The organism is Streptomyces sp. NPDC003635 (genome assembly GCF_053587635.1).
Map to the genome: position 1 here is coordinate 36,002 of NZ_JBSFOK010000014.1, position 20,935 is coordinate 56,936.

22 protein-coding genes and 1 pseudogene are annotated in these 20,935 nt (G+C 71.1%); 9 read left to right on the forward strand and 14 right to left on the reverse strand.

Annotation, left to right across the window (positions count from 1 at the left end):
- Positions 1 to 94: 94 nt before the first annotated feature.
- From cbiE to ACWDRW_RS15775, 6 genes are all read right to left on the reverse strand, one after another.
- On the reverse strand, positions 95 to 1,315 hold the full coding sequence (cbiE, locus tag ACWDRW_RS15750) for a precorrin-6y C5,15-methyltransferase (decarboxylating) subunit CbiE (protein WP_451723509.1): 1,221 nt from the start codon (positions 1,313 to 1,315) through the stop codon (positions 95 to 97).
- A gap of 65 nt (positions 1,316 to 1,380) precedes the next feature.
- Positions 1,381 to 2,019 carry a GNAT family N-acetyltransferase gene (locus tag ACWDRW_RS15755; RefSeq protein WP_451723511.1) on the reverse strand — a complete coding sequence of 213 codons (639 nt, stop codon included), beginning with the start codon at positions 2,017 to 2,019 and terminating at the stop codon, positions 1,381 to 1,383.
- A 139-nt stretch (positions 2,020 to 2,158) separates the two neighbouring features.
- Entirely contained in the window at positions 2,159 to 2,989 is an 831-nt protein-coding gene (locus ACWDRW_RS15760) for a MetQ/NlpA family ABC transporter substrate-binding protein (protein ID WP_451723513.1), read from the reverse strand.
- Between the two features lie 67 nt (positions 2,990 to 3,056).
- A complete protein-coding gene (locus tag ACWDRW_RS15765; protein ID WP_451723514.1) occupies positions 3,057 to 3,782 on the reverse strand; it encodes a methionine ABC transporter permease in 726 nt (241 codons plus the stop codon).
- Positions 3,779 to 4,819 carry a methionine ABC transporter ATP-binding protein gene (locus ACWDRW_RS15770; RefSeq protein ID WP_451723516.1) on the reverse strand — a complete coding sequence of 347 codons (1,041 nt, stop codon included), beginning with the start codon at positions 4,817 to 4,819 and terminating at the stop codon, positions 3,779 to 3,781. Before ACWDRW_RS15770 ends, ACWDRW_RS15765 begins: the two co-directional genes overlap by 4 nt.
- A gap of 321 nt (positions 4,820 to 5,140) precedes the next feature.
- Entirely contained in the window at positions 5,141 to 5,791 is a 651-nt protein-coding gene (locus ACWDRW_RS15775; RefSeq protein ID WP_451723518.1) for an HAD family hydrolase, read from the reverse strand.
- 69 nt (positions 5,792 to 5,860) lie between these two features.
- Here ACWDRW_RS15775 and ACWDRW_RS15780 point away from each other — a divergent pair, with 69 nt between their 5' ends.
- Positions 5,861 to 6,220: a hypothetical protein gene (locus tag ACWDRW_RS15780; RefSeq protein WP_451723519.1), complete on the forward strand. Its 360-nt coding sequence runs from the start codon at positions 5,861 to 5,863 to the stop codon at positions 6,218 to 6,220.
- Between the two features lies 1 nt (position 6,221).
- Positions 6,222 to 6,638: a hypothetical protein gene (locus ACWDRW_RS15785; RefSeq protein ID WP_451723520.1), complete on the forward strand. Its 417-nt coding sequence runs from the start codon at positions 6,222 to 6,224 to the stop codon at positions 6,636 to 6,638.
- Here the strand turns inward: ACWDRW_RS15785 and ACWDRW_RS15790 are convergent.
- The 3 genes from ACWDRW_RS15790 to ACWDRW_RS15800 all read right to left on the reverse strand — a co-directional run bounded on the left by ACWDRW_RS15790 (position 6,628) and on the right by ACWDRW_RS15800 (position 8,928).
- Positions 6,628 to 7,125, reverse strand: a complete 498-nt coding sequence (locus tag ACWDRW_RS15790; RefSeq protein ID WP_451723709.1) for a GNAT family N-acetyltransferase — start codon at positions 7,123 to 7,125, stop codon at positions 6,628 to 6,630. The genes ACWDRW_RS15785 and ACWDRW_RS15790 overlap by 11 nt on opposite strands.
- Positions 7,126 to 7,170: 45 nt before the next feature.
- Positions 7,171 to 7,686, reverse strand: coding sequence for an RNA polymerase sigma factor (locus tag ACWDRW_RS15795; protein ID WP_451723522.1), 516 nt, complete (start codon positions 7,684 to 7,686; stop codon positions 7,171 to 7,173).
- A gap of 75 nt (positions 7,687 to 7,761) precedes the next feature.
- Positions 7,762 to 8,928: a glycerophosphodiester phosphodiesterase gene (locus tag ACWDRW_RS15800; RefSeq protein ID WP_451723523.1), complete on the reverse strand. Its 1,167-nt coding sequence runs from the start codon at positions 8,926 to 8,928 to the stop codon at positions 7,762 to 7,764.
- 367 nt (positions 8,929 to 9,295) lie between these two features.
- Between ACWDRW_RS15800 and ACWDRW_RS15805 the strand changes: the two genes are divergently transcribed.
- Entirely contained in the window at positions 9,296 to 9,967 is a 672-nt protein-coding gene (locus tag ACWDRW_RS15805; protein ID WP_451723525.1) for a lysophospholipid acyltransferase family protein, read from the forward strand.
- Positions 9,968 to 10,020: 53 nt separating this feature from the next.
- On the opposite strand, the gene ACWDRW_RS15810 is transcribed toward ACWDRW_RS15805, so the two are convergent.
- From ACWDRW_RS15810 to ACWDRW_RS15830, 5 genes and pseudogenes are all read right to left on the reverse strand, one after another.
- Entirely contained in the window at positions 10,021 to 11,544 is a 1,524-nt protein-coding gene (locus ACWDRW_RS15810; RefSeq protein ID WP_451723527.1) for an MFS transporter, read from the reverse strand.
- Positions 11,541 to 12,089, reverse strand: a complete 549-nt coding sequence (locus tag ACWDRW_RS15815) for a TetR/AcrR family transcriptional regulator (protein ID WP_451723528.1) — start codon at positions 12,087 to 12,089, stop codon at positions 11,541 to 11,543. Before ACWDRW_RS15815 ends, ACWDRW_RS15810 begins: the two co-directional genes overlap by 4 nt.
- 81 nt (positions 12,090 to 12,170) lie before the next feature.
- Positions 12,171 to 13,142 (reverse strand): aldo/keto reductase, encoded by a 972-nt coding sequence (locus tag ACWDRW_RS15820; RefSeq protein ID WP_451723530.1) that lies wholly within the window; start codon positions 13,140 to 13,142, stop codon positions 12,171 to 12,173.
- Positions 13,143 to 13,199: 57 nt separating this feature from the next.
- Positions 13,200 to 14,627, reverse strand: a complete 1,428-nt coding sequence (argH, locus tag ACWDRW_RS15825) for an argininosuccinate lyase (protein WP_451723532.1) — start codon at positions 14,625 to 14,627, stop codon at positions 13,200 to 13,202.
- 81 nt (positions 14,628 to 14,708) lie between these two features.
- A pseudogene (locus tag ACWDRW_RS15830) lies at positions 14,709 to 15,029 on the reverse strand (argininosuccinate synthase); the annotation flags it as partial.
- Positions 15,030 to 15,337: 308 nt separating this feature from the next.
- On the opposite strand from ACWDRW_RS15830, the gene ACWDRW_RS15835 reads away from it, so the two are divergent.
- The 6 genes from ACWDRW_RS15835 (at position 15,338) to ACWDRW_RS15860 (ending at position 20,676) form a co-directional block, all read left to right on the forward strand.
- Positions 15,338 to 16,180 carry a hypothetical protein gene (locus ACWDRW_RS15835; protein WP_451723533.1) on the forward strand — a complete coding sequence of 281 codons (843 nt, stop codon included), beginning with the start codon at positions 15,338 to 15,340 and terminating at the stop codon, positions 16,178 to 16,180.
- 129 nt (positions 16,181 to 16,309) lie between these two features.
- Positions 16,310 to 16,897, forward strand: coding sequence for a pyridoxamine 5'-phosphate oxidase family protein (locus ACWDRW_RS15840; protein ID WP_451723535.1), 588 nt, complete (start codon positions 16,310 to 16,312; stop codon positions 16,895 to 16,897).
- A gap of 3 nt (positions 16,898 to 16,900) precedes the next feature.
- Positions 16,901 to 17,596 carry a L,D-transpeptidase family protein gene (locus ACWDRW_RS15845; protein WP_451723537.1) on the forward strand — a complete coding sequence of 232 codons (696 nt, stop codon included), beginning with the start codon at positions 16,901 to 16,903 and terminating at the stop codon, positions 17,594 to 17,596.
- A 74-nt stretch (positions 17,597 to 17,670) separates the two neighbouring features.
- The gene (locus ACWDRW_RS15850) at positions 17,671 to 19,053 is read left to right on the forward strand and encodes a ferredoxin reductase family protein (protein ID WP_451723539.1); all 1,383 of its coding nucleotides are present in this window, start codon (positions 17,671 to 17,673) and stop codon (positions 19,051 to 19,053) included.
- A gap of 29 nt (positions 19,054 to 19,082) precedes the next feature.
- The gene (locus ACWDRW_RS15855; RefSeq protein WP_451723540.1) at positions 19,083 to 19,883 is read left to right on the forward strand and encodes an FMN-binding protein; all 801 of its coding nucleotides are present in this window, start codon (positions 19,083 to 19,085) and stop codon (positions 19,881 to 19,883) included.
- Entirely contained in the window at positions 19,876 to 20,676 is an 801-nt protein-coding gene (locus tag ACWDRW_RS15860) for an FAD:protein FMN transferase (protein WP_451723542.1), read from the forward strand. Before ACWDRW_RS15855 ends, ACWDRW_RS15860 begins: the two co-directional genes overlap by 8 nt.
- Positions 20,677 to 20,935: the final 259 nt, after the last annotated feature.

Genomic DNA, 20,935 nt, shown 5'->3' on the forward strand with positions numbered 1-20,935 from the left:
GACCTACGAAGCGTCCGGCGTCCGAGTGCGGTGCAACGATCGGCCAGCCTACCGCGCGCGGTACGACAACAGGATCACGGGGACGGGATCCGGATCAGCCCGTACGGTCCGGCAGCACGCCGCTGAGCAGGAACGCGACGCTCCGCTCCCGCTCCGTCCAGGCCCGCGTGTCGAGTTCGACGGACTGCAGCAGGGCGCACTCGACGCGGTAGCCGTGTTCGGTCAGGTCCCGGCCGACGATTTCGGCCTCGTCGCGGGTGGCCGCGTGGGTGACGATGCGCTGCGGGCGGCGGTCGGCGACCGCGGAGACGACCGCCGCTCCCCCGCCGCCGACGCGGACGACATCGGGTTCGGGGAGGTTCTCCAGGACGTGCGGGGCGACGCCCTCCACGACCTGGAGCTGGACGCCGAGGGCGCGGGCGTTGGACTCGGTGCGGTCGCAGGCCCGCGGGTCGCGGTCGACGGCGATGACGGCGGCCCCGGCCCGGGCCGCCTCGGTGGCGAAGGCGCCGCTGCCGCAGCCGATGTCCCACACCAGGTCGCCGACGCGTGGTCCGAGCCGGGCGAGTTGGGCCGCGCGCAGCGGTTCCAGCTCTCCTTCGCCCATGAGTCCGCCGTAGGACTCGGCGGGCAGGGTCCAGCCGCGCGGTGCGGCGGACGGGTCGCGGCCGGCGATCCAGCCGCCGCCGTCCGCGGTGACGCCCGTTCCGGAGGTTCCGCCGATGACGATGACGACGTTGGGGTCGCGCCAGGTGTGGTCGGCGGCCTTGTCCGAGGTGACGACGGTGACCTGTTCGCGGTCCGTGCCCAGTTCCTCGCAGATGACGAAGGTGCGGAGGACGCCCTCCAGGAGCAGGCCGAGTTCGGCGGGGCCGGCGCCGGGCGAGGTGAGGACGGCGACCTTGGTGTGGGCCCGGCACACATTCACCGCGCGTCGCAGGGTGCGACGGTGTGCGACGACCACTTGTGCGTCGTCCCAGGGCATGCCGGCCCGGGCGAAGGCGGCGGCGACCGACGAGACCGCGGGGACGACCTCGACCTCCAGGCCGAACTCGGGCGCGCGCAGAGTCCGTACGACTCCGAAGAATCCGGGGTCGCCGTCCGCGAGCACCACCGCGGTGCCGCGGTGCCCGGTGATCCGGCGGGCGGCGAGGGCGACGCTGCCGAGGCGGATGCGCTCGGCGCCGGGCGGCAGCTCGGGCAGCGCCAGATGGTGGGCGGCGCCGGCCACGAGTGTCGCGGCACCCAGGGCGGCGCGTGCCGCGGCGGTCAGGGGCGAACCGTCCCAGCCGATCACCGTGACCCGGTCGGCCATCGTCGTCAGTCTCCAGGTTTGCGCAGATGGACGGGGCAGCCCGAGCGTATACGGATCGGCCGGGGTCAGTTCCAGTCGGAGTACGACGTGAAGCCGCCGCTGTCGGCCAGCTGCTCCCCCGCGCCCTCCAGGTCCTCCGGGAGCAGGCTCCAGACGATGAAGTCGGTGCGGACGTCGGCCCAGGTGCCGTCGTCGGACCGGACGTGCGCTATGCAGGCGTTGCGCAGGACGCCCTCGCTGATGCAGCCGATCTTCTGCGCGACCTGCTGGGAGGCGGTGTTGTCGGCGGCGGTGCGCAGCTCGATGCGCTCGAACTTCTGGTCGCCGAACAGCCATTGGGCGGTGGCGAGGGCGGCCTCGGAGGCGTAGCCCTCGCCGCGGGCCCAGGGGGCGATGATGTACGACAACTCCGTGGATCGGACGTGCCAGTTGGTCTTGCCGAGCTGTACGACGCCCACCAGGCGCTGGGTGAGGAACTCGGTGACGGCGAGGTCGAGTCCGTGGCCTCCGGTGCGCTGCGTGGGTGCGTAGTCGGTGATCCAACTGCGCGCGCCCGCCTGGGTGAAGGGCTGCGGGACGTCGGTCCAGGCGGCGATCTGCTCGTCGTTCATCATCTCGGTCAGCGCGGGCACGTCGTCCTCGTCAAGGGGACGCAGCACCAACCGCTCCGTGCTGATGGAGATGTTGGGGAAGGTGCTCGTCATGCGCCGCTCCGTAACCTTCGAAACCGTCAGGCCTGCTGAACTGCCCAGCATGCAGCATGAAACCACCGCACCGCACCACGGGGGTCCACCCGTGATGCGGTGCGGTGCGGGAAGGCGCAGCTGACAGCCGTGAGGTCCGTCAGAAGGAGGCGATGACCGAGCCGGCGTACTTGTCCTCGATGAACTTCTTGACCTCCGGGGAGGTCAGGAGCTTCGCGAGCTTCTTGACGCGCGGGTCGTCCTCGTTGCCCTCCTTCACGGCGAGGAAGTTGCCGTAGGGGTTGTCCTCGGCGGACTCCAGGACCAGGGCGTCCTGGGCGGGCTTGAGGTCGGCCTCGATGGCGTAGTTGCCGTTGATGACCGCGGCGTCCACGTCGTCCAGGGAGCGCGGGGTCTGGGCCGCCTCCAGTTCCTTGAACTTGAGGTTCTTGGGGTTCTTCGTGATGTCGGCCGGGGTCGCTTCGTTGCCCACGCCGTCCTTGAGCGTGATGATCCCGTTGGCGTCGAGCAGCTTGAGGGCACGGGCCTCGTTGACGCTGTCGTTCGGGACGGCGACGGTGGCACCGCTCTTGAGGTCGTCGGCGCTCTTGACCTTGTTCGAGTACAGGCCGAGCGGCTCCAGGTGGACCGTGACGACGGGCACGATGTGGGTGCCGTTCTTCTTGTTGAAGTCGTCGAGGTACGGCTGGTTCTGGAAGTAGTTGGCGCCGACCGATCCGTCCTCCGTCGCCGTGTTCGGCGTGACGTAGTCGGTGAACTCCTTGACCTCCAGGTCCAGGCCCGCGTCCTTCGCCAGGTTGTCCTTGACGTAGGTGAGGATCTCGGCGTGCGGGACGGGGCTCGCGGCCACGACCAGCGCGCCGCTGGTGTCGGAGGCGGAGTCGCTGTCGGAGGAGCCGCAGGCGGTGAGCCCGAGGGTGAGGGCTCCGGCGGCGAGGACGGCGGTGGTGATCTTGGCGGTGTTACGCACGAAAAGTGCCTTTCCTGAATGGGTGGTGCGACCCCGCGCGGGTGGGCGGGGAGTTCTGGGGGAAGCGTCAGAAGGTCTTGCTGTTGGCCGGGGCGGCCTTCAGCAGCCTGAGCTTCGGGATGGGGCCCGAGCGGCCGCCGCGGCGGTGCAGGGAGCGGGCCGCGTAGTCGCCGGCGAACTGGATGAGGGAGATGACCACGGCGAGGATCGCCACGGTGATCCACATCAGCTCGGTCTCGAAGCGCTGGTAGCCGTAGCGGATGGCGATGTCGCCGAGGCCGCCGGCGCCGACCGTGCCGGCCATCGCGGAGTAGCCGATGAGGGCCACGATCGTCGTGGTGGTGGAGGCGATCAGCGAGGGCAGCGACTCCGGAACGAGGACCTTGCGCACGACGGTCCAGGTGTTGCCGCCCATCGACTGCACGGCCTCGACGAGCCCGCCGTCCACTTCACGGACAGCCGTCTCGACCAGGCGCGCGAAGAACGGGATGGCGCCGATGGCGAGCGGCACGATGGCGGCCTCACGCCCGATGGTGGTACCGGTGATGGAGCGGGTGAAGCCCATCAGCGCGACCATCAGGATGATGAACGGCATCGAGCGGGCGACGTTCACGACCTGCCCGATGACCTTGTTGGCGACGACGTTCTGGAGCAGTCCGCCCCTGTCCGTGAGGACGAGCAGGATGCCGAGCGGGAGGCCGCCGAGCACGGCGATGAGCGTGGACCAGCCGACCATGTAGAGGGTGTCCCAACACGCCTGCTCCAGCAGCGGCTGCATCTCGGACCAGGTCACTTGGCACCTTCCTTCACCAGCACGGACGTGGGTTCCTGGCCCACCACGTCGATCTGCAGGCCCTGCTCGCGCAGGAAGCCGATCGGCACCACGTTGTCCTCGTAGCGGCCGGGCAGTTCGATGCGCATCCGGCCGACCTGGAGGCCGCCGACGGTGTCGATGGCGGCGCCGAGGATCGAGATGTCGACGTTGTAGGTGCGCGCCAGCTGGGAGATGACGGGCTGGGTGGCGGTCTCACCGTGGAAGGTGACGTCGACGACGGTGCGGTCGGCGTCGGTGGCCTCACCGCCCACCGGGAACAGCGCGGTGGCCAGCTCGGAGCCGGGGGTGGCGAGCAGCTCGGAGACCGTGCCGGACTCCACGACGCGGCCCTTGTCCATGAGCGCGGCCGAGTCGCAGATCTGCTTCACGACGTCCATCTCGTGCGTGATGAGCAGAACGGTGAGGCCCAGCTGGCGGTTCAGGTCGCGCAGCAGCTGGAGGATGGAGCGGGTGGTCTCGGGGTCGAGGGCGCTGGTGGCCTCGTCGGAGAGCAGCACCTTGGGGTCGCCGGCCAGGGCGCGGGCGATACCGACGCGCTGCTTCTGGCCGCCGGACAGCTGGGCGGGGTAGGCCCCGGCCTTGTCGGCCAGCCCGACCAGGTCGAGCAGTTCGAGCGCCTTGCGGGAGCGCTCCCTGCCGGACGTGCCGAGGATCTCCAGCGGCAGCTCGACGTTGTCCTGCACGGTCCGCGAGGACAGCAGGTTGAAGTGCTGGAAGACCATGCCGATGCGGCTGCGCGCCTGCCGCAGCTCCTTGCCGGCGCGCGGCCCGCGCCCGGCGAGGGCGGTGAGGTCCTGGCCGGCGACGGTGACCGTACCGGAGGTGGGGCGCTCGAGGAGGTTGACGCAGCGGATGAGGGAGGACTTGCCGGCGCCGGACTGGCCGATGACGCCGTACACCTCGCCTTCGCGGACGTGCAGGTCGACGCCGTCGAGGGCGGTGACCTCTCGACCGCGGGTGCGGTAGACCTTGGTCAGGCCCGATGTGGTGATCACTGGGGGTTTCCGTCACTGTCGAGTACGCGGGCGTGGGTGTGCCCTGGTACGGGAGGGAATGTGTGCGCGGGGCAGCTGGATCACGTACGGCAGCAGGCGTACGGACAGGCCGAGGCAGGCTCGCTTCGGGGCGCGAGGCTCAGGGAGTGGTGCGGGGGCCCTCTAGAAGGCGCACATTCGACACATACAGCGAGCACCGGGCGTCATGGTCGCCTCGGTCGCAAGGATGCGGGTGCTCGTCGTGGTCATGCGATCAGTAAAGCAGACGGTGTACGTCGACCAAGAACCGCTGTCCGCATTGCGGACAGCGGTGGACGGTGGTCAGGCCCGGACGGAGATCTCGATGCCCCCGGCGGTGACCAGGGCGGACAGGGCCGAGAGGTCCTTCACCACCAGATCGGCGTCGAGTTCGTGGGCCTGGTGGGTTGTGGCCAAGGCCACGGTGGTCATCCCGGCGGCGCGGCCCGCCTGGAGCCCCGCGGGGGCGTCCTCGAAGACGACACATCGGGCCGGGTCGACGCCGAGTTCGCGCGCGGCCAGCAGATAGGGCTCGGGGTCGGGCTTGCCACGGGTGATGTCGTCGGCGCTGATCAGGGTCTTGGGCAGGATGCCGACGGCGTCGAGGCGGGCCTCGGCGAGGCGTCGGGTGGCGGAGGTGACGACGGCCCAGCGCTCGGCGGGCAGGGAGTCGAGGAAGGCCCGGGTGCCGGGCAGCAGTTCCACGCCTCCGTTCGGCACGTCCTCCACCTCCAGCGTCTCGATCCGCGCGACGGCCTCCGGCACGACGGCGGCGGGCAGCAGATCGGCGGCTATCTCCACGGCCGGGCGCCCGTGCAGCTCGACCCGGCCGAACTGTTCCGCGGTGATGCCGTACTCCCCCGCCCACCGCGTCCAGCAGCGGTCGACGGAGGCGAGCGAGGAGACGAGGGTGCCGTCGTTGTCGAACAGCAGGGCTTCGGCGTGGATGTGCATGCCCTCGACCCTACGGCGCCCGCCGGGGTCGGCCGCACCTGGCCTTTTGGCCCGTAATAGGGTCACTGCATGCTTGATGCCCTGACGCTCGTGACCGGCGTCGCCGCCCTGCTCCTCGCCGCGTGGTGCGGCTTCGCCGCGTACCGCGACGAGCCGACGAAGGACTGGCACTTCATCGGGATGGCCGTGGTGACCCTGCTGGCGCTGGTCCAGCTGGTGGTCGGGATCGTGCAGCTGGCCCGCGGCGAGGAGCCGGACCAGGGGACGACGATCTTCGTGGCCTATCTGATCGGGGCGTTCTTCTGCGTACCGGCCGCCGGGTTCATGTCGCTGGCCGAGCGCACGAAATGGGGTTCGCTCACCGTCGCCGCCGGCGGTGTCGTCCTCGCCGTGCTGGAGGTGCGGCTCTATGACATCTGGGGAGGCTGAGATGACGGCCGTGGAAGGCAAGCGGACGCGGCTCATCAGTGGGCCCGGAATGCTGCTGGTGTGGCTGTACGGCGTGATGGTCGTCGGCGCGGTGTCGCGCTCGGCGGTCCAGATCTCCACCGAGTTCGACCACGCCCCGCTCGCCTACTCGCTGTCGGCGGTGGCGGGGCTGGTCTACGGCTTCATCACCTACACGCTGGTCAGGGGCGGCGAGACGGCCCGTAAGGCGGCGCTGTACTGCTGCGCCGCCGAACTCGCGGGCGTGCTGGTCGTCGGCACGTGGACCCTGGTGGAGCCTTCGGCGTTCCCCGACGCGACGGTCTGGTCCGACTACGGCATGGGGTACCTGTTCATCCCCGTACTGCTGCCGCTCTCGGCCATCTACTGGCTGCGCAGGGCGGGCGGCGTCAGGCCGTAGCCGCGTACGCCCCGGCCGCCTTCTCCAGGACGATCATCGGTACGCCGTCCGTGCCCTCCGAGGTGCCCACCGCCGTGTAGCCGACCTTGCGGTAGAGGCGGAGGCTGGTCTCGCTGCGGTGGCCGGTGTGGAGGCGGAACCGCTTGGCGCCGCGCTCCTCGGCGAGGGCGGATTCGGCCGCACGGAGGAGGCGGGCGCCGATGCCGTGGCCCTGGAGGCGGGGGTGGACGCAGAGCTTGCCGATGGCGGCGGCGCCGTCCTCGGTGACCGAGCCGCGGACCGAGCCGACCACTTCGTCGCCGAGGCGGGCCACGAAGACACAGTCCCCGGCGACCTCCTCACGCACGGAGTCCAGCGTCTGGACGAGCGGGTCGATGCGGTAGTTGCCGTACAGCGCCGCCTCGCTCTGGAAGCACAGGTACTGCAACTTGAAGATCTGCTCCGCGTCCTGCTCGGTCGCCGCAGAGATGGTCACGCTCATGCCCATGTGCGCACGCCTCCCGCTCACCTGATCACCTGTCGTCCCTCACTCCTATCCCCGCGCTCCGCGAGCCGCAACCTCCGGCGCAAGCAATCGCCGCAGACATCCCAGGCATCTGGAACGTTCCGGGCCAAGACTGCCCTGTGAGATACCCAACTCCCCGGCGATCTCCCGGTATGTCAGGTCTTTCGGGGACAACAGCGCCTCGACGAGCCGGGGACAGCGGCCGGGCAGCCGGCGGATCGCGTCGCGCAGGGCGCGATGACGGGCGGCCCGCAGGGCGAGGTGTTCCGGGTCGCGCTCGGACTCGTCCACGGGTTCGGCGTCGTACGGCCGTTCGAGGCGGTGGGTGCGGCGGCTGCGGCGGATCTCGGAGCGGACGGCCGAGCGGAGCCAGCGCTGGGGGTCGGACGGCGGGCCTTGGGCGTCGAGGAGCTCCAGGAGGCGCAACCAGACGGCCTGTTCCAGATCGCCGGGCTCGGTTCCGGAGGCGTGCGCCTCCGCGGAGACCTCGGCGGTGAGCAGCGGGCGCAGCGCGAGCACCTCGAGATCAAAGTCATGCGTCATATGCGGCACGACGCGGCCGCCCGGGCAACGGGTTGCCCGGGCGGCCGCTTTTCACCCCAACCGGGGCGTTTAGGCTCAGCCGTTGACGAAGTCCTCGCGGGCCAGCAGGCCGGTGTCCGGCTGGTCGGTGAAGACACCGTCGATGCCGGTGGCGAAGTACGTCCTGTACGCGCCGAAGACATCGCCGTAGGCGTCCGCGTCCGTGCCCTTGCGGAAGTTCGCGGGCAGGAACGGGTTCTCGTTGCGCAGCGTGTAGGGGTGCAGGAGCAGGCCCACCCTGTGCGCGTCGGCGACCAGGGTGGTCGGCTGGGTGAGGTTGCCGCTCGCGTCCCTCGGGATGATCAGGTCGAGGGTGGGGCCGATGCCCTGGGCGTAGGAGGCGATCTCGCGCAGCCCGGCCGGCTTGATCAGATCGGCGACGGTCCGCGGGTCACCGCTGTCCACGAAGTCGTACGGCCGGGTGCTCGCACCGGACAGCAGCACCACCAGTGGGTTGTCGATGAGCCTGTTCAGGCGCTGGATGCTGGTCGGCTCGAACGACTGCACGATGACCGGCGAGTTCCACTTGTGCCTGCCGTACTTGCGCAGCACCTTGGCGATCCGCTCCTCCAGGCCGAGGCCCAGCTTGCGGAAGTAGGTGGGGTGCTTGAGCTCGGGATAGATCCAGACCTGCTCGCCGCGCTCGCGGGTCTGCTTCTCCTGCCACTGGAGCACCTCTTCGAAGGTGGGGATCTCCCAGCGGCCGTTGTAGAGGGTGTTGTGCGGGCGGTTGGCCGGGATGCGCTCGATCGCGCGGAGCGTCTTGAGCTCGGCGAGCGTGAAGTCCTCGGTGAACCAGCCGGTGGTGGCGACGCCGTCGAGCGTCTTGGTGGTCCTGCGGCCGGCGAACTCGGGGTGGTCCGCGACGTCCGTGGTGCCGCCGATCTCCGGCTCGTGCCGGCAGACGAGATGGCCGTCCTTGGTGGGCACCAGGTCGCCGGCCTCGACGACGTGGGCACCCATGTCCAGGGCGAGCTGGTAGGCGCCGAGGGTGTGCTCGGGGCGGTAGCCGCTGGCCCCGCGGTGGCCGATGATCGTCGGCTTGGGCAGGCTCCTCACCCCGCCGCTCCCGTACCCGGCGCCCGCGGCCCGGGCCGTGCCGGACAGTCCGAGGACCGCGCCGCCCGCGCCGAGCACGGCGGCTCCCAGCAGTGCCCGGCGCCCGGTGCCCCGCTCCCGCTCGTCCGACTCCTGCGTTCCCATGAGCCCTCCCGCCCTCGTCCATCCGGTGCGGGCCGATCGTAGGGGGCCGCGCATGACCGGAGGGAGACCCCGGATCGAACACGCGGGTGACACCTGATGTCCTGTGGGGGCGGAGTTCTGACGCCCCGTCGGCATCGAACGCATGCCTGAGGGTACGCGTAGGGCGGACGCCCCGGAGCGGGCTCGGCGCGACGTCCGTCACACTGTTCCGCGCTGGTTTCCGGGGGGCTGGGACACGGCCCCGCAGGTAAACCCGCGTCAACAGTGCGTAAGACCTCGGTGAACCCGATGTGCGCGACCCCGGGGACCGCGAGTATCGTCCTCACCTGCACAGACTTATAGGAACCCCTTGACACCGGAGGGCACGTTGTCCCGCTTCGCGCTCATCAAGGCAGTGCTCGGACCGATCATGCGCCTGATGTTCCGCCCACGGGTGGAGGGCGCGGAGCACATCCCGGGCGACGGTCCCGTCATCCTCGCGGGCAACCACCTCACGTTCATCGACTCGATCGTGCTGCCGCTGGTCTGCGACCGCCAGGTCTTCTTCATCGGCAAGGACGAGTACGTCACCGGCAAGGGCTTCAAGGGCCGGCTGATGGCCTGGTTCTTCACCGGCGTCGGCATGATCCCGGTGGACCGGGACGGCGCGAGCGGCGGAGTGGCCGCGCTGATGACCGGGCGGCGGATCCTGGAGGAGGGCAAGGTCTTCGGCATCTACCCCGAGGGCACGAGGTCGCCCGACGGGCGGCTGTACCGGGGGCGCACGGGTATCGCCCGGCTGACCCTCATGACCGGTGCGCCGGTCGTACCGTTCGCGATGATCGGCACGGACAAGCTGCAGCCGGGCGGGGCGGGGATTCCGCGGCCCGGCCGCGTGACGGTGCGCTTCGGTGAGGCGATGGAGTTCTCCCGGTACGAGGGGATGGACCGGGACCGGTACGTGTTGCGGGCCGTGACCGACTCCGTGATGGCTGAGGTCATGCGGCTGTCGGGGCAGGAGTACGTGGACATGTACGCCACGAAGGCGAAGGCCGCGTAGGCAGTTTGCCGGGTGCGGGTGTGCGGGGGCTGGTCGCGCAGTTCCCCGCGCCCCTAATGTCCGTTCTCTAGCCGTTGGTTCCTCAGCATGAACCATGCTGCCGCCGATGCCATGAGCAGGACCGTCGCTCCCACCCCCGCCGCCAGCGCCAAGCCGTCCACGAAGGACTGGCGGGCGGCATCCAGCATGGTCTCCGCCGTCGCCGTCGGCATACCGGCCGCCGCCTCCACCGCTCCGCCCAGGGATTCGTGGGCGCCCTCCGGGGTGCCCGCCGGGCCGGTGAAGTCGCGGTAGACGCCTGTCACGATCGAGCCCAGGACCGCGATTCCCAGGGCCGCGCCCAGTTCGTACGCCGTTTCCGACACGGCCGAGGCCGCGCCCGCCTGCTCCGTCGGCACGGAGGACAGGATGACGTCCGCCGTGACCGTGAAGGAGAAGCCGGCGCCGATGCCGACGATCAGCAGGGCGGCGCCGAGGAGCGGGTAGCCGGTCGACTGGTCCAGGACCGTCAGGGCGGCCAGGGACAGGCCCACCGCGGCCAGACCGCCGGAGACCACCGCGCGCACCGAGAAGCGGCGCGCTGCCCGGCCCGCGACCAGACCGGCCGCCACGGCGCCCACCGCGGCGGGGAGTTCGGCCAGACCCGCCTCGAGCGGACCGCGGCCCTGGACGAGCTGCAGGTACTGGGAGAGGAAGAACACCAGGCCCGACAGGCCGAGGATGGTCAGCAGGTCGGCGAGGACCGCGCCGCTGAAGCCGCGGTTGCGGAACAGGCGCATGTCCAGCAGGGGGGCCGGCAGCGTCAGCTGGCGGCGGACGAAGCCGTGCAGAGCGGCGGCGCCCAGCAGGCCGACGGCGAGGGAGTCCCAGGTCACGCCGTGTGCGGCGATCTCCTTGACGGCGTAGACGAGGCCGACCATGCCGATCAGGGAGAGCGTGACGCTCAGCATGTCCCAGGGGCCCGGGTTCGGATTCCTGGACTCCGGCAGCATCTTGACGCCGACCACGACCAGCACCGCCATCACGGGCAGGTTGATGAGGAAGACCGAGCCCCACCAGAAGTGCTCCAGCAGGAAGCCGCCGACGATCGGGCCCACGGCCGTACCGGCGGAGGCTGTCGCGCCCCAGATGCCGACGGCGAGGCTGCGCTCGCGGGGGTCGTGGAAGAGGTTGCGGATCAGGGCGAGCGTGGCCGGCATCAGGGTGGCACCGGCGACGCCGAGCAGCGCTCGGGCCAGGATCATCATCTCGGGGGTGGTCGCGTACGCGTTCAGCACGGATATCGCGCCGAACGCCGTCGCGCCCACGAGCAGGATCTTCTTGCGGCCTATTCGGTCGCCGAGGCTGCCCATGGAGACCAGCAGACCGGCGATGACGAAGGAGTAGACGTCGCCGATCCACAGCAGCTGGGTGCCGGAGGGGTTGAGGTCCTCGCTGATGTAGGGGGTCGCGAGACCGAGGACGGTCGCGTCGACGGCCACCAGCAGCACGGCGAGCACCAGGACGGACAGCGCGAGCCAGCGGCCCGGGCGCTTCACCGCCTCGGTCGGGTTCGCCGGCTGCAGGGTGCTGGTCATGATTCCTCTCTCCGAGTCGCGCCACCGAGCAACAGCTCGGTGATCATGTGCGTGAAGTCGTTGGGGGCCACGCGGCCCGCTTGAATGGCCCAGGCTCCGGAGGCGATCAGTCCGTAGAGCGCCTCGGTGAGCCAGACCGGGGTGAGGTCGATGCGGAACTCTCCGCTCTGCTGTCCTCGGACGAACAGCGCGGCGATGCGGAGGTCGAGGCGCGACCAGGGGTCGTCCCCGCCGGACTCCCACAGCTCGTTCTCGCCGTAGAGGAAGGCCAGCAGCCCGGCGACGGGCTCGATCTCGCGTACGAGCCTGCGTACGGCGTCGCTCGCGGAGCCGTCGTCGAGGCGGGCCCGCTCCAGCGCGGCCTCGCATTCGGCGATGCCGTGCACCTCCAGCGCCCGCACGAGCGCCTCGCGCCCGGCGAAGTGGCGGTGCAGCGTCGCCCTGCTGATCCCGGCCGCCTTGGCGACCTCGTCCATGGTGGACGTGGATTTCCGGGCGAGCAGGGCCGCTGCGCTGCGCAGCACGTGGTCACGATCGACAGCCATGAGACGAGCATAGCCCATGTGAGACATTCGTGTCTCACGATGGGCACATACGTCTCATGGACTACGACTCTCCGTGATCTCTCAGTGCCAGGGCAGCCGGCCGCGCCGCTCCCAGTACTCCCCCGGCTCCTCTACCAGCGTCGCGAGTCGGGCCAGCTGATCCTCGTCCAGGTCCACGGCGGCCGCGTGCAGGTTGGAGGCGAGCTGGACGGCGGTGGCGGCGCCGGAGAGGACGACGCCGGCCCAGGGCTGGCGCAGGACCAGGGCGAGGGCCACCGCGTCGGTGCCGAGGGAGGTCTCGGCGGCCACGGCCTTCAGGGCTTCCGGGGCGTGGGGCCCGGCGAGACGGCCGTTGGCCATGCCCTCCTTGACGATCACCGTGAGCCCCGCGTCATGAGCCTCGGCGAGAGCGGGGGCGGCGGAGGTCTCCAGGGCGTTGTACGTCGACTGGACGGTACGGAAGAGGGGTTCGCCGTCGACGGTGACCGCGAGGGCGGCGCGGATCGCGTCGGCCTGGGCGGGGCCGCTCGTGGAGAAGCCGACGGTGAGGCCGCCGGCCGCGGCCTCGGCGAGCCTCGCGTGGAGGTCCTTGTCGGTGAGGGCGGGGCTGTCCGGGGTCACCGAGTGGATCTGGTAGAGGTCGAGCCGGTCGCCGAGCAGTTGCGCGGTCTCGGCGCGCTGGCGCTCGTACGTCTCGAGGCTGTGGTCCTTGACCTCGTGCGTCTCGGCGTCGGCCGACCAGCCCGCCGTGTAGGTGTAGCCCCACTTGCTGCCGACGACGATGTCCTCGATGTCGGGGCGGGCGTTCAGCCAGTCGGCGAGGAACTCCTCGGAGCGGCCGTAGGACCGGGCGACGTCGAAGTAGCGGACGCCCTGGGCGTAGGCGGCGTCCAGGAGTTCGTGCGTGCGGGCGCGCAGGGCGTCGACGCTGCGGTTCTCTCCGAGGTCCTGGTCCCGGCCCAGGTTGATGTAGCCGGGGCGCCCGACGGCGGCGAGGCCCAGTCCGATGTGGCAGGTGGGCGTGGTGGCGGTCGCGAGGCGGGCGAAGGGCATCGCGGGCTCCGTTCGGTCGACAGACTTGCCACCAACGTAACTCGCGATGCCCGCAGGTCACTTCTTGGCGTTCGCCCACTCGTGCTGTGCCGCCACGTCCGCCTTCACCTCGGCCAGCTGGACGGCGACCGCGCTCGGAGCGGTGCCGCCGCGGCCGTTCCGCGAGGCGAGCGCCCCGGGGACGTTCAGGACCGTGCGCACCTCAGGCGTCAGGTGCTCGGAGATCTTGGCGAACTGCTCGTCCGTCAGCTCGTCCAGTTCCTTGCCCTCCGCCTCCGCCGCCTTCACACAGGCGCCGGCCACCTCGTGGGCCACGCGGAACGGCACGCCCTGCTTGACCAGCCACTCGGCGACGTCGGTGGCCAGGGAGAAGCCGGCCGGGGCCAGTTCCTCCATGCGCTCGCGGTGGACGGTGAGGGTGGCGATCATGCCGGTGAAGGCGGGGAGCAGGACGTCCAGCTGGTCGCAGGAGTCGAACACCGGCTCCTTGTCCTCCTGGAGGTCCCGGTTGTAGGCGAGCGGGAGCGCCTTGAGGGTCGCCATCAGGCCCGTCAGATTGCCGATCAGACGGCCCGACTTGCCCCTGGCCAGCTCCGCGATGTCCGGGTTCTTCTTCTGCGGCATGATCGACGAGCCGGTCGAGAACGCGTCGTGCAGGGTCACGAAGGAGAACTCCTTCGTGTTCCAGATGATGATCTCCTCGGCGATCCGGGAGAGGTTCACGCCGATCATCGCGGTGATGAAGGCGAACTCCGCGACGAAGTCCCGGGAGGCCGTCCCGTCGATGGAGTTGCCGGAGCTGCCGTGCTCGAAGCCGAGGTCCTGCGCCACCGCCTCCGGGTCCAGGCCCAGGGAGGAACCGGCCAGCGCGCCCGAGCCGTACGGCGACACCGCCGTGCGCGCGTCCCACTGGCGCAGCCGCTCCGCGTCCCGGGACAGGGACTGCACGTGTGCCAGGACGTGGTGCGCGAACAGCACCGGCTGGGCGTGCTGGAGGTGGGTGCGGCCGGGCATCGCCACGTCCGGGTGCGCCTCGGCCAGGCCGATCAGGGCGTCCTGGAGGTCGGCGATGAGACCGGCGATGTTGCGGGCCTGGTCCCGCAGGTACATCCGGAAGAGGGTCGCCACCTGGTCGTTCCTGGAGCGTCCCGCGCGCAGCTTGCCGCCGAGGTCGGGGCCGAGACGCTCCAGCAGCCCCCGCTCCAGGGCGGTGTGCACGTCCTCGTCGGCGATCGTGCCGACGAAGGTCCCGGCGGCGACGTCCGCGGCCAGCTGGTCGAGCCCGGCGATCATCCGCGTCAGCTCGTCGTCCGTGAGCAGGCCCGCCTTGTGCAGCACGCGCGCGTGGGCGCGGGAGCCGGCGATGTCGTACGGCGCGAGCCGCCAGTCGAAGTGGACCGACGCGGACAGCCTGGCCAGCGCCTCGGCGGGTCCGTCGGCGAAACGTGCGCCCCAGAGCCGGACGTCTCCGCTGTTGCTGCTCACTTGGTGTGCTCCTCAGAGGATCTGGATGGGCACCGCCTCCCCGTGGCGTGAACGGGGAGGCGGTTGTCTGGGTGGCCCCGGTTACGCGAGGGCGCGCCGGGCCGCGATCTTCGACGACAGACTGTAGATGTCGGTGAAGCCCTTCGCGGCGGCCTGGTCGAAGGTGTCGCCGGTGTCGTAGGTGGCGAGGCCGACGTCGTACGGCGACCACTCCGCGCGCCGGCCGGTCACCCCGGCGCGGCCGCAGTACGGAGTCATCCGGCTGTCGCCGGTGACGTGCCGGCTCACCTCGTCGACGAAGCCGTCCAGGGCACGCTTGAGCGGGGAGAACCCTGGGCCGTCGCAGCCGGGTTCGCCCCGGGGCTGTTCGATCTGCCGCTCGTACCGGGCGAGTTCGCGCTCGCCGCAGTCCTCCCCTGCGGACTCGTCCCCGGCGATCACCTCGGCGCCGGTCTCCTGCGCGATCCAGCCGAAGGCGACGGAGGTGTGCGGGCCGCCCGAGGGGGCGAGTACGACGCGCTCGGTCACGGCTTGCTCCTCTCCTCCGCCGCGAGTGATATGCATGAGTATGCAGAAGTCTGCATGAATCGTCAATCTGAGTTCGCCTTGAACGCGGGAAACCGCTTTCCCGTATCTCTCGCCAGACGCAGGCGCCGCGTTCGTTCACAGCAAGCACACCGCGAACACCCAGACCCGAGTGAGGCTTCCGCATGTCCAGGGCTCTTCCGAAGTACAACAAGCGTCGTGTCGCGCTGATCGGCGGCGCCGCCGCGCTGGCACTGTCCGGGGCGGTGATCGTCAACTCCGCGCTCGCCGGGGAGACGCCCAGGAGCACCGACGCCCGCACACTGGCCGGTCCCGGCACGATCGGCTGCCCCGACGTGGCCTCGCGGCTCCCCGCGATCCCGGCGACGGCCCAGGCCGAGGTCGACCGGAACCTCGCGCTGCTGCAGACCCAGATCGAGGAGGCGAACAAGCGCCTGGTGGCGACCGTGGGACAGGGCGGACCGAACTTCGTCCAGAACGCCATCCTGGGCCCGCTGGAGGACAAGCGGATCGCGACGGTGAACCGGATCGCCACGGCCATCGGACGTACGGCGGAACGGCCGCAGGGGCTGGAGGCGCTGGCGACCTGCACGCTGAACGCGGACGGCGCGGCCGACGCCGGGGCCGGGGCGGAGGAGGGGGCCGGGGAGGAGGTGGAGGCGACGCCTAGCGAGGCGGCACCGGAGGAGGAGGGCGGCACGGGCAACACCGGTGTCGGCACCATCAGCTGCCCCGACGTCGCCTCCCGGCTCCCCGCGATCCCGGCCACCGCCCAGGCCGAGGTCGACCGGAACCTCACCCTCCTCCAGACCCAGATCGACGAGGCGAACAAGCGCCTGGTGGCGACCGTCGGACAGGGCGGACCGAACTTCGTCCAGAACGCCATCCTCGGCCCGCTCGCGAGCAAGCGCACCGCCGCCATCGACCGCATCGCCATCTCCATCGGCCGTACCGCGGAGAAGCCCCAGGGCCTCGGCGCCCTGGCCGCCTGCACGCTCGACAAGTGACGTGACAGGCAGCCGTGGCCGCCCCGTTGCACGCCGGCCGGGGTGGCCACGGCCGTGAACAAGGCGCGTGGAGTCCGGCATCGCATATTCGTTAGACAGGCAAACTAACTTCCCGCATAATCATGAACCATGGGAAAGACGTATGAGCGCATAGACGGCCGCCTCCGCACCTTCATCGAGGAACAGCCCCTCTTCTTCACCGCGACGGCACCGCTGTCCGGTGACGGCACGATCAACCTCTCCCCCAAAGGCCTCAAGGGCTCCTTCGCGGTCCTCGACGAACTGACCGTGGCGTACCTGGACTTCGCCGGATCCAACGCCGAGACCATCGCGCATCTGCGGGAGAACGGCCGGATCACCCTGATGTGGACCGCCTTCCAGGGCCCCCCGAACATCGTCCGGGTGCACGGCCGCGGTGAGCCGGTCTTCCGGGACGACCCGCGCTTCCCGGAACTGCTCACGCACTTCCCCGACATCGACCCCACCCCGCACGGGCTGCGCGCGATCATCGTCGTGCGGGCCGAACTCGTCCGGGACACCTGCGGGTACGCGGTGCCCTTCATGTCGTACGACGAGGACCGCGACCTGCACCAGAAGCGGTTCGCGCGCGAGGACGACCAGTCGCTCAACGCCTACTTCGCCAAGAAGGAGCACATCGCGAGCAGCCTGGATGGCCTACCCGGGCTGCCGCTGCCGCTGCCGCCGTCTACGGTCTGAGCCATGCGCCCCGGTGTCGTCGCCCTCGTCTCCGCCTCCCTCCTCGTGCTCGGCACCGCGCCCGCCGGTGAGCCGCCGCTGCCCGCGCGGATGGCGGACACCGGCGGCGGCACCCAGCTCATCACCGCCGTCGCCGCGCGCACCGGCGCCACCTCCGGCACGGTGACCTGGTGGGACCTGCGTGACGGCCGCTGGCTGAGGGCCGGTTCCGCCGCGGCCCGCTTCGGGGCGAACGGCCTCGTCGAGGGCTCCGCCCGCCGCCAGGGCACCAGCACCACGCCGACCGGGCTCTACGGTCTGCCGTACGCCTTCGGCATCGAGGCGGCGCCGCGCGGGACGACGTACAAGTACCGTCCGGTCCGCCAGGACTCGTGGTGGTGCCAGGACAACGACTCGCGCTCCTACAACCGCTGGACCGAGCCGCGTGCGGCGGACTGCCGGGCCGCCGAGTCCGAGCACCTGATCTCCTACGGCACCCAGTACGCCCTCGCCCTGGTCATCGGCTTCAACTACGCGAAGCCGGTGCGCGGCCGGGGCGCCGGGATCTTCCTGCACGTGAACGGGCGAGGCGCGACGGCCGGTTGTGTGTCGGTGCCCGCGGCGGACATGCGGCGGATCCTGCGGTGGGCCGAACCAGCCCGAAAGCCGCACATCGCCATCGGCACGACGAGCGGCGGAACAGCCGTCACGCGGTACTGAACACTCCGGCCGCCCCACACGTACCTCTGGGCCGAGGGACCACGCCACCCCCCTTGTCCGTTCCCGGAGGAACCGTGACCACCACGCTCGCCGGCGGCCGTGCCGCCCGCCGCCAGACGATGCGCCGCATCCGTCCGCGCCGCTCCCCGGCCGTCCCGCTGGTGATCGCCCTGTGGGCCGGCGCGGCGGCGGTGCTGTGGCTGTGGTGGGACAACACGCCGTCCCTCGCGGACAACACCGCCAAGATCCTCGCCGCGGGCCGGATCACCGGTCTGCTCGCCGGCTATCTGATGGCGCTGGTCGTACTCCAGATGGCCCGGGTGCCCGCGCTGGAGCGGCGGGTGGGTTCCGACCGGGTGGCGCGCTGGCACGCGATGAGCGGCCGGTACACGATCTGCCTGGTCATCGCGCACGTGTTCCTGATCATGTGGGCGTACGCGCTCCAGGCGGGCAAGACGCTCGGCGACATCGTCCAGCAGACGATCGACTCGATCAACACCCTGCCGGACATGGGCAAGGCGGCCATCGGCACCGGCCTGTTGTTCCTGATCGCGTTCCTGTCGATCGGGGGCGTGCGCCGCCGGATCCCGTACGACACCTGGTACCACGTGCACCTGCTGACGTACGCGGCGGTGTACCTGACGTTCTGGCACCAGATCACCACCGGCAACGAGTTCGCGGTCGAGCCCTCCGCGAAGACCTTCTGGTACGGCCTGTACGGCGTGGTCACCGCGCTGGTGGTCTGGTACCGGATCCTCACCCCGATCCGGCTGAACCTCAAGCACCGGATGTACGTCGAGGCGGTCATCGAGGAGACGCCGGGCGTGGTCTCGGTGCTGATCGGCGGGCGCAAGCTGCACCGGATGGGCGCGGAGGCGGGGCAGTTCTTCCGGTGGCGGTTCCTGGCGCCGGGGATGCGGTTCAGCTCCCACCCCTACTCGCTGTCGGCGGCGCCCCGCCCCGACATGCTGCGGATCACCGTCAAGGCGATCGGCGACCACAGCGAACGGCTCCGCGAGTTGGAGCCCGGGACCAAGGTCTGGGCGGAGGGCCCGTACGGCGCGCTCACCGCGCAGCGGCGCAGCCGCGGCAAGGTGCTGCTGGTCGCGGGCGGAGTCGGGATCACCCCGATGCGGGCGCTGTTCGAGACGCTGCCGGGCGCCTCCGGTGACATCACCCTGCTGTACCGGGCCAACAGCACCCAGGATCTGGCCCTGTGGGACGAGCTGGCCGCCATCGCCGACGAGCGGGGCGCGCGGCTGATGTACGCGGTCAACAGCCCCGACGGGGAGCGGCCGGACATCTCGGCGGAGCGGCTTCAGCAGAAGCTGCCGGACATCGACAAGCACGACGTCTTCCTGTGCGGGCCGCCCGGTTTCGCGCAGTCCGTGTACGAAGCACTGCGCGGCGCGGGAGTGCCCGCCCGCCGCATCCATCACGAGTCGTTCGAGATGTGAGCGACGGGACTTCAGGAGCTGTAGGAGCGATGAGGAAGACTCACCCCATCCGGCGTGTCGTGCTGGCGGGCGCCGCCACCGTGTCCGGGATCGTGCTGCTGCTGTCGCTGAAGCCGGCGTCGGACCCCGGGGCCGCGCAGGCGGCGGGCGCCGCGCCGCAACAGACGGCGGCGGCGCAGGAGTCGGCGCAGGGCGGCAACTCCGGGGAGGCCGGGGCGGTCACCGGGGACGCCGTGCAGACGCAGTACGGCCCCGTGCAGGTACGGCTGACCGTCAGCGGCGGGAAGATCACCAACGTGCAGGCCGTGCAGGCGCCGAGCGGCGGTCGCAGTACCCAGGTCACCGAGATGGCGGTGCCCCGGCTGAATCAGGCGGCGCTCGCGACGAAGAGCGCGGAGATCGACGCGGTGTCGGGGGCGACGTACACGAGCAGCGGCTACAAGCAGTCCCTGCAGTCCGCCCTGGACAAGATGGAGAAGCCGGAGGGCGGGGCGGGAGCCGAGGCGGGTGCCGGTTCCGGATCCGGTACCGGTTCCGGGGGTTCGGCTGAGGCCGCCCCTCGTACGGTCACCGGTGAGGCCGTGGACACGCAGTACGGGCCCGTGCAGGTGCGGATCACCGTCCAGGGCGGGAAGATCACGGCGGCGGAGGCCGTGCAGGCGCCGAGCGGTGGTCAGAGCACGCAGATCAACGGCACCGCGGTGCCGAAGCTGAACGCGGCGGCCGTGGCGGCGGGGAGCGCGGACATCGACGCGGTGTCGGGGGCGACGTACACGAGCACCGGCTACAAGCAGTCGCTGCAGTCCGCCCTGGACCAGGCCGGTGGCTGAGCCGGTGACCGAGCCGGCGCAGGCTCCCGCCGCGGTGCGTCATGTGGAGGAGGTCATGGGGACCGTCTTCTCCTTCGACGTCCGCGGCGGGGATCCGGGAGCGGTGCGGGCCGCGCTGTCCGAGGCGGTGGCGGGGCTGCACCGGGCGGACGAGGTGTTCAGCACGTACCGGGACGACAGCGAGATCTCGCGGTTGGGGCGGGGGGAGCTGACGGTCGAGGAGTGCTGCGCCGAGGTGTCCGAGGTGCTGGCGCTGGGCGAGGAGGCGGCCCGGGTCAGCGACGGCTGGTTCAGTACGTCGTACGCGGGGCGGCTCGATCCGACCGGGATCGTCAAGGGGTGGGCGGTCGAGCGGGCGGCGCGATGCCTGGTGGCGGCGGGAGCGAGCGGGGTGAGCGTCAACGGCGGCGGGGACGTGCAGCTGTGGGGGGTGCCGGGGCCTGAACGGCCTTGGCGAATCGGGGTGTCGGACCCTCTTCGCCCCGGTGGTCTGGCGGCGGTGATCTCGGCGGCGGGCGCTTCGGAACTGGCGGTGGCGACGTCCGGGACGGCTGAGCGCGGCACCCACATCGTGGACCCCCGGACCGGCAGGCCGGCGGTGACGGACCTGGTGGCGGTGACGGTGGTGGCCCCCACGGTGACGTGGGCCGACTGCTGGGCGACGGCGGCGTTCGCGATGGGTTCGCGCGACGGCTTGCGCTGGCTGGAGGCGCTCCCGGGGGTGGAGGCCCTGCTGATCACGGCGGGGGACGAAGTGCGCTGCACGGGCGGCCTGGCGGCACGGCTGGGCTGAGCCGGGGGGTCCGCTCACCCGCGCCGGCTGGGCTGCGCCGGGGGGATCGCTCACCCGCGCCGGCTGGGCTGCGCCGGGGGTTCGCTCACCCGCGCCGGACTGGCGATCGGCCTGCTGAACCTGGGGGTCCGCTCACCCGCGCCGACTGGGCTGCGCCGGGGGGATCGCTCACCCGCGCCGGACTGGCGATCGGCCTGCTGAACCTGGGGGTCCGCTCACCCGCGCCGACTGGGCTGCGCCGGGGGGATCGCTCACCCGC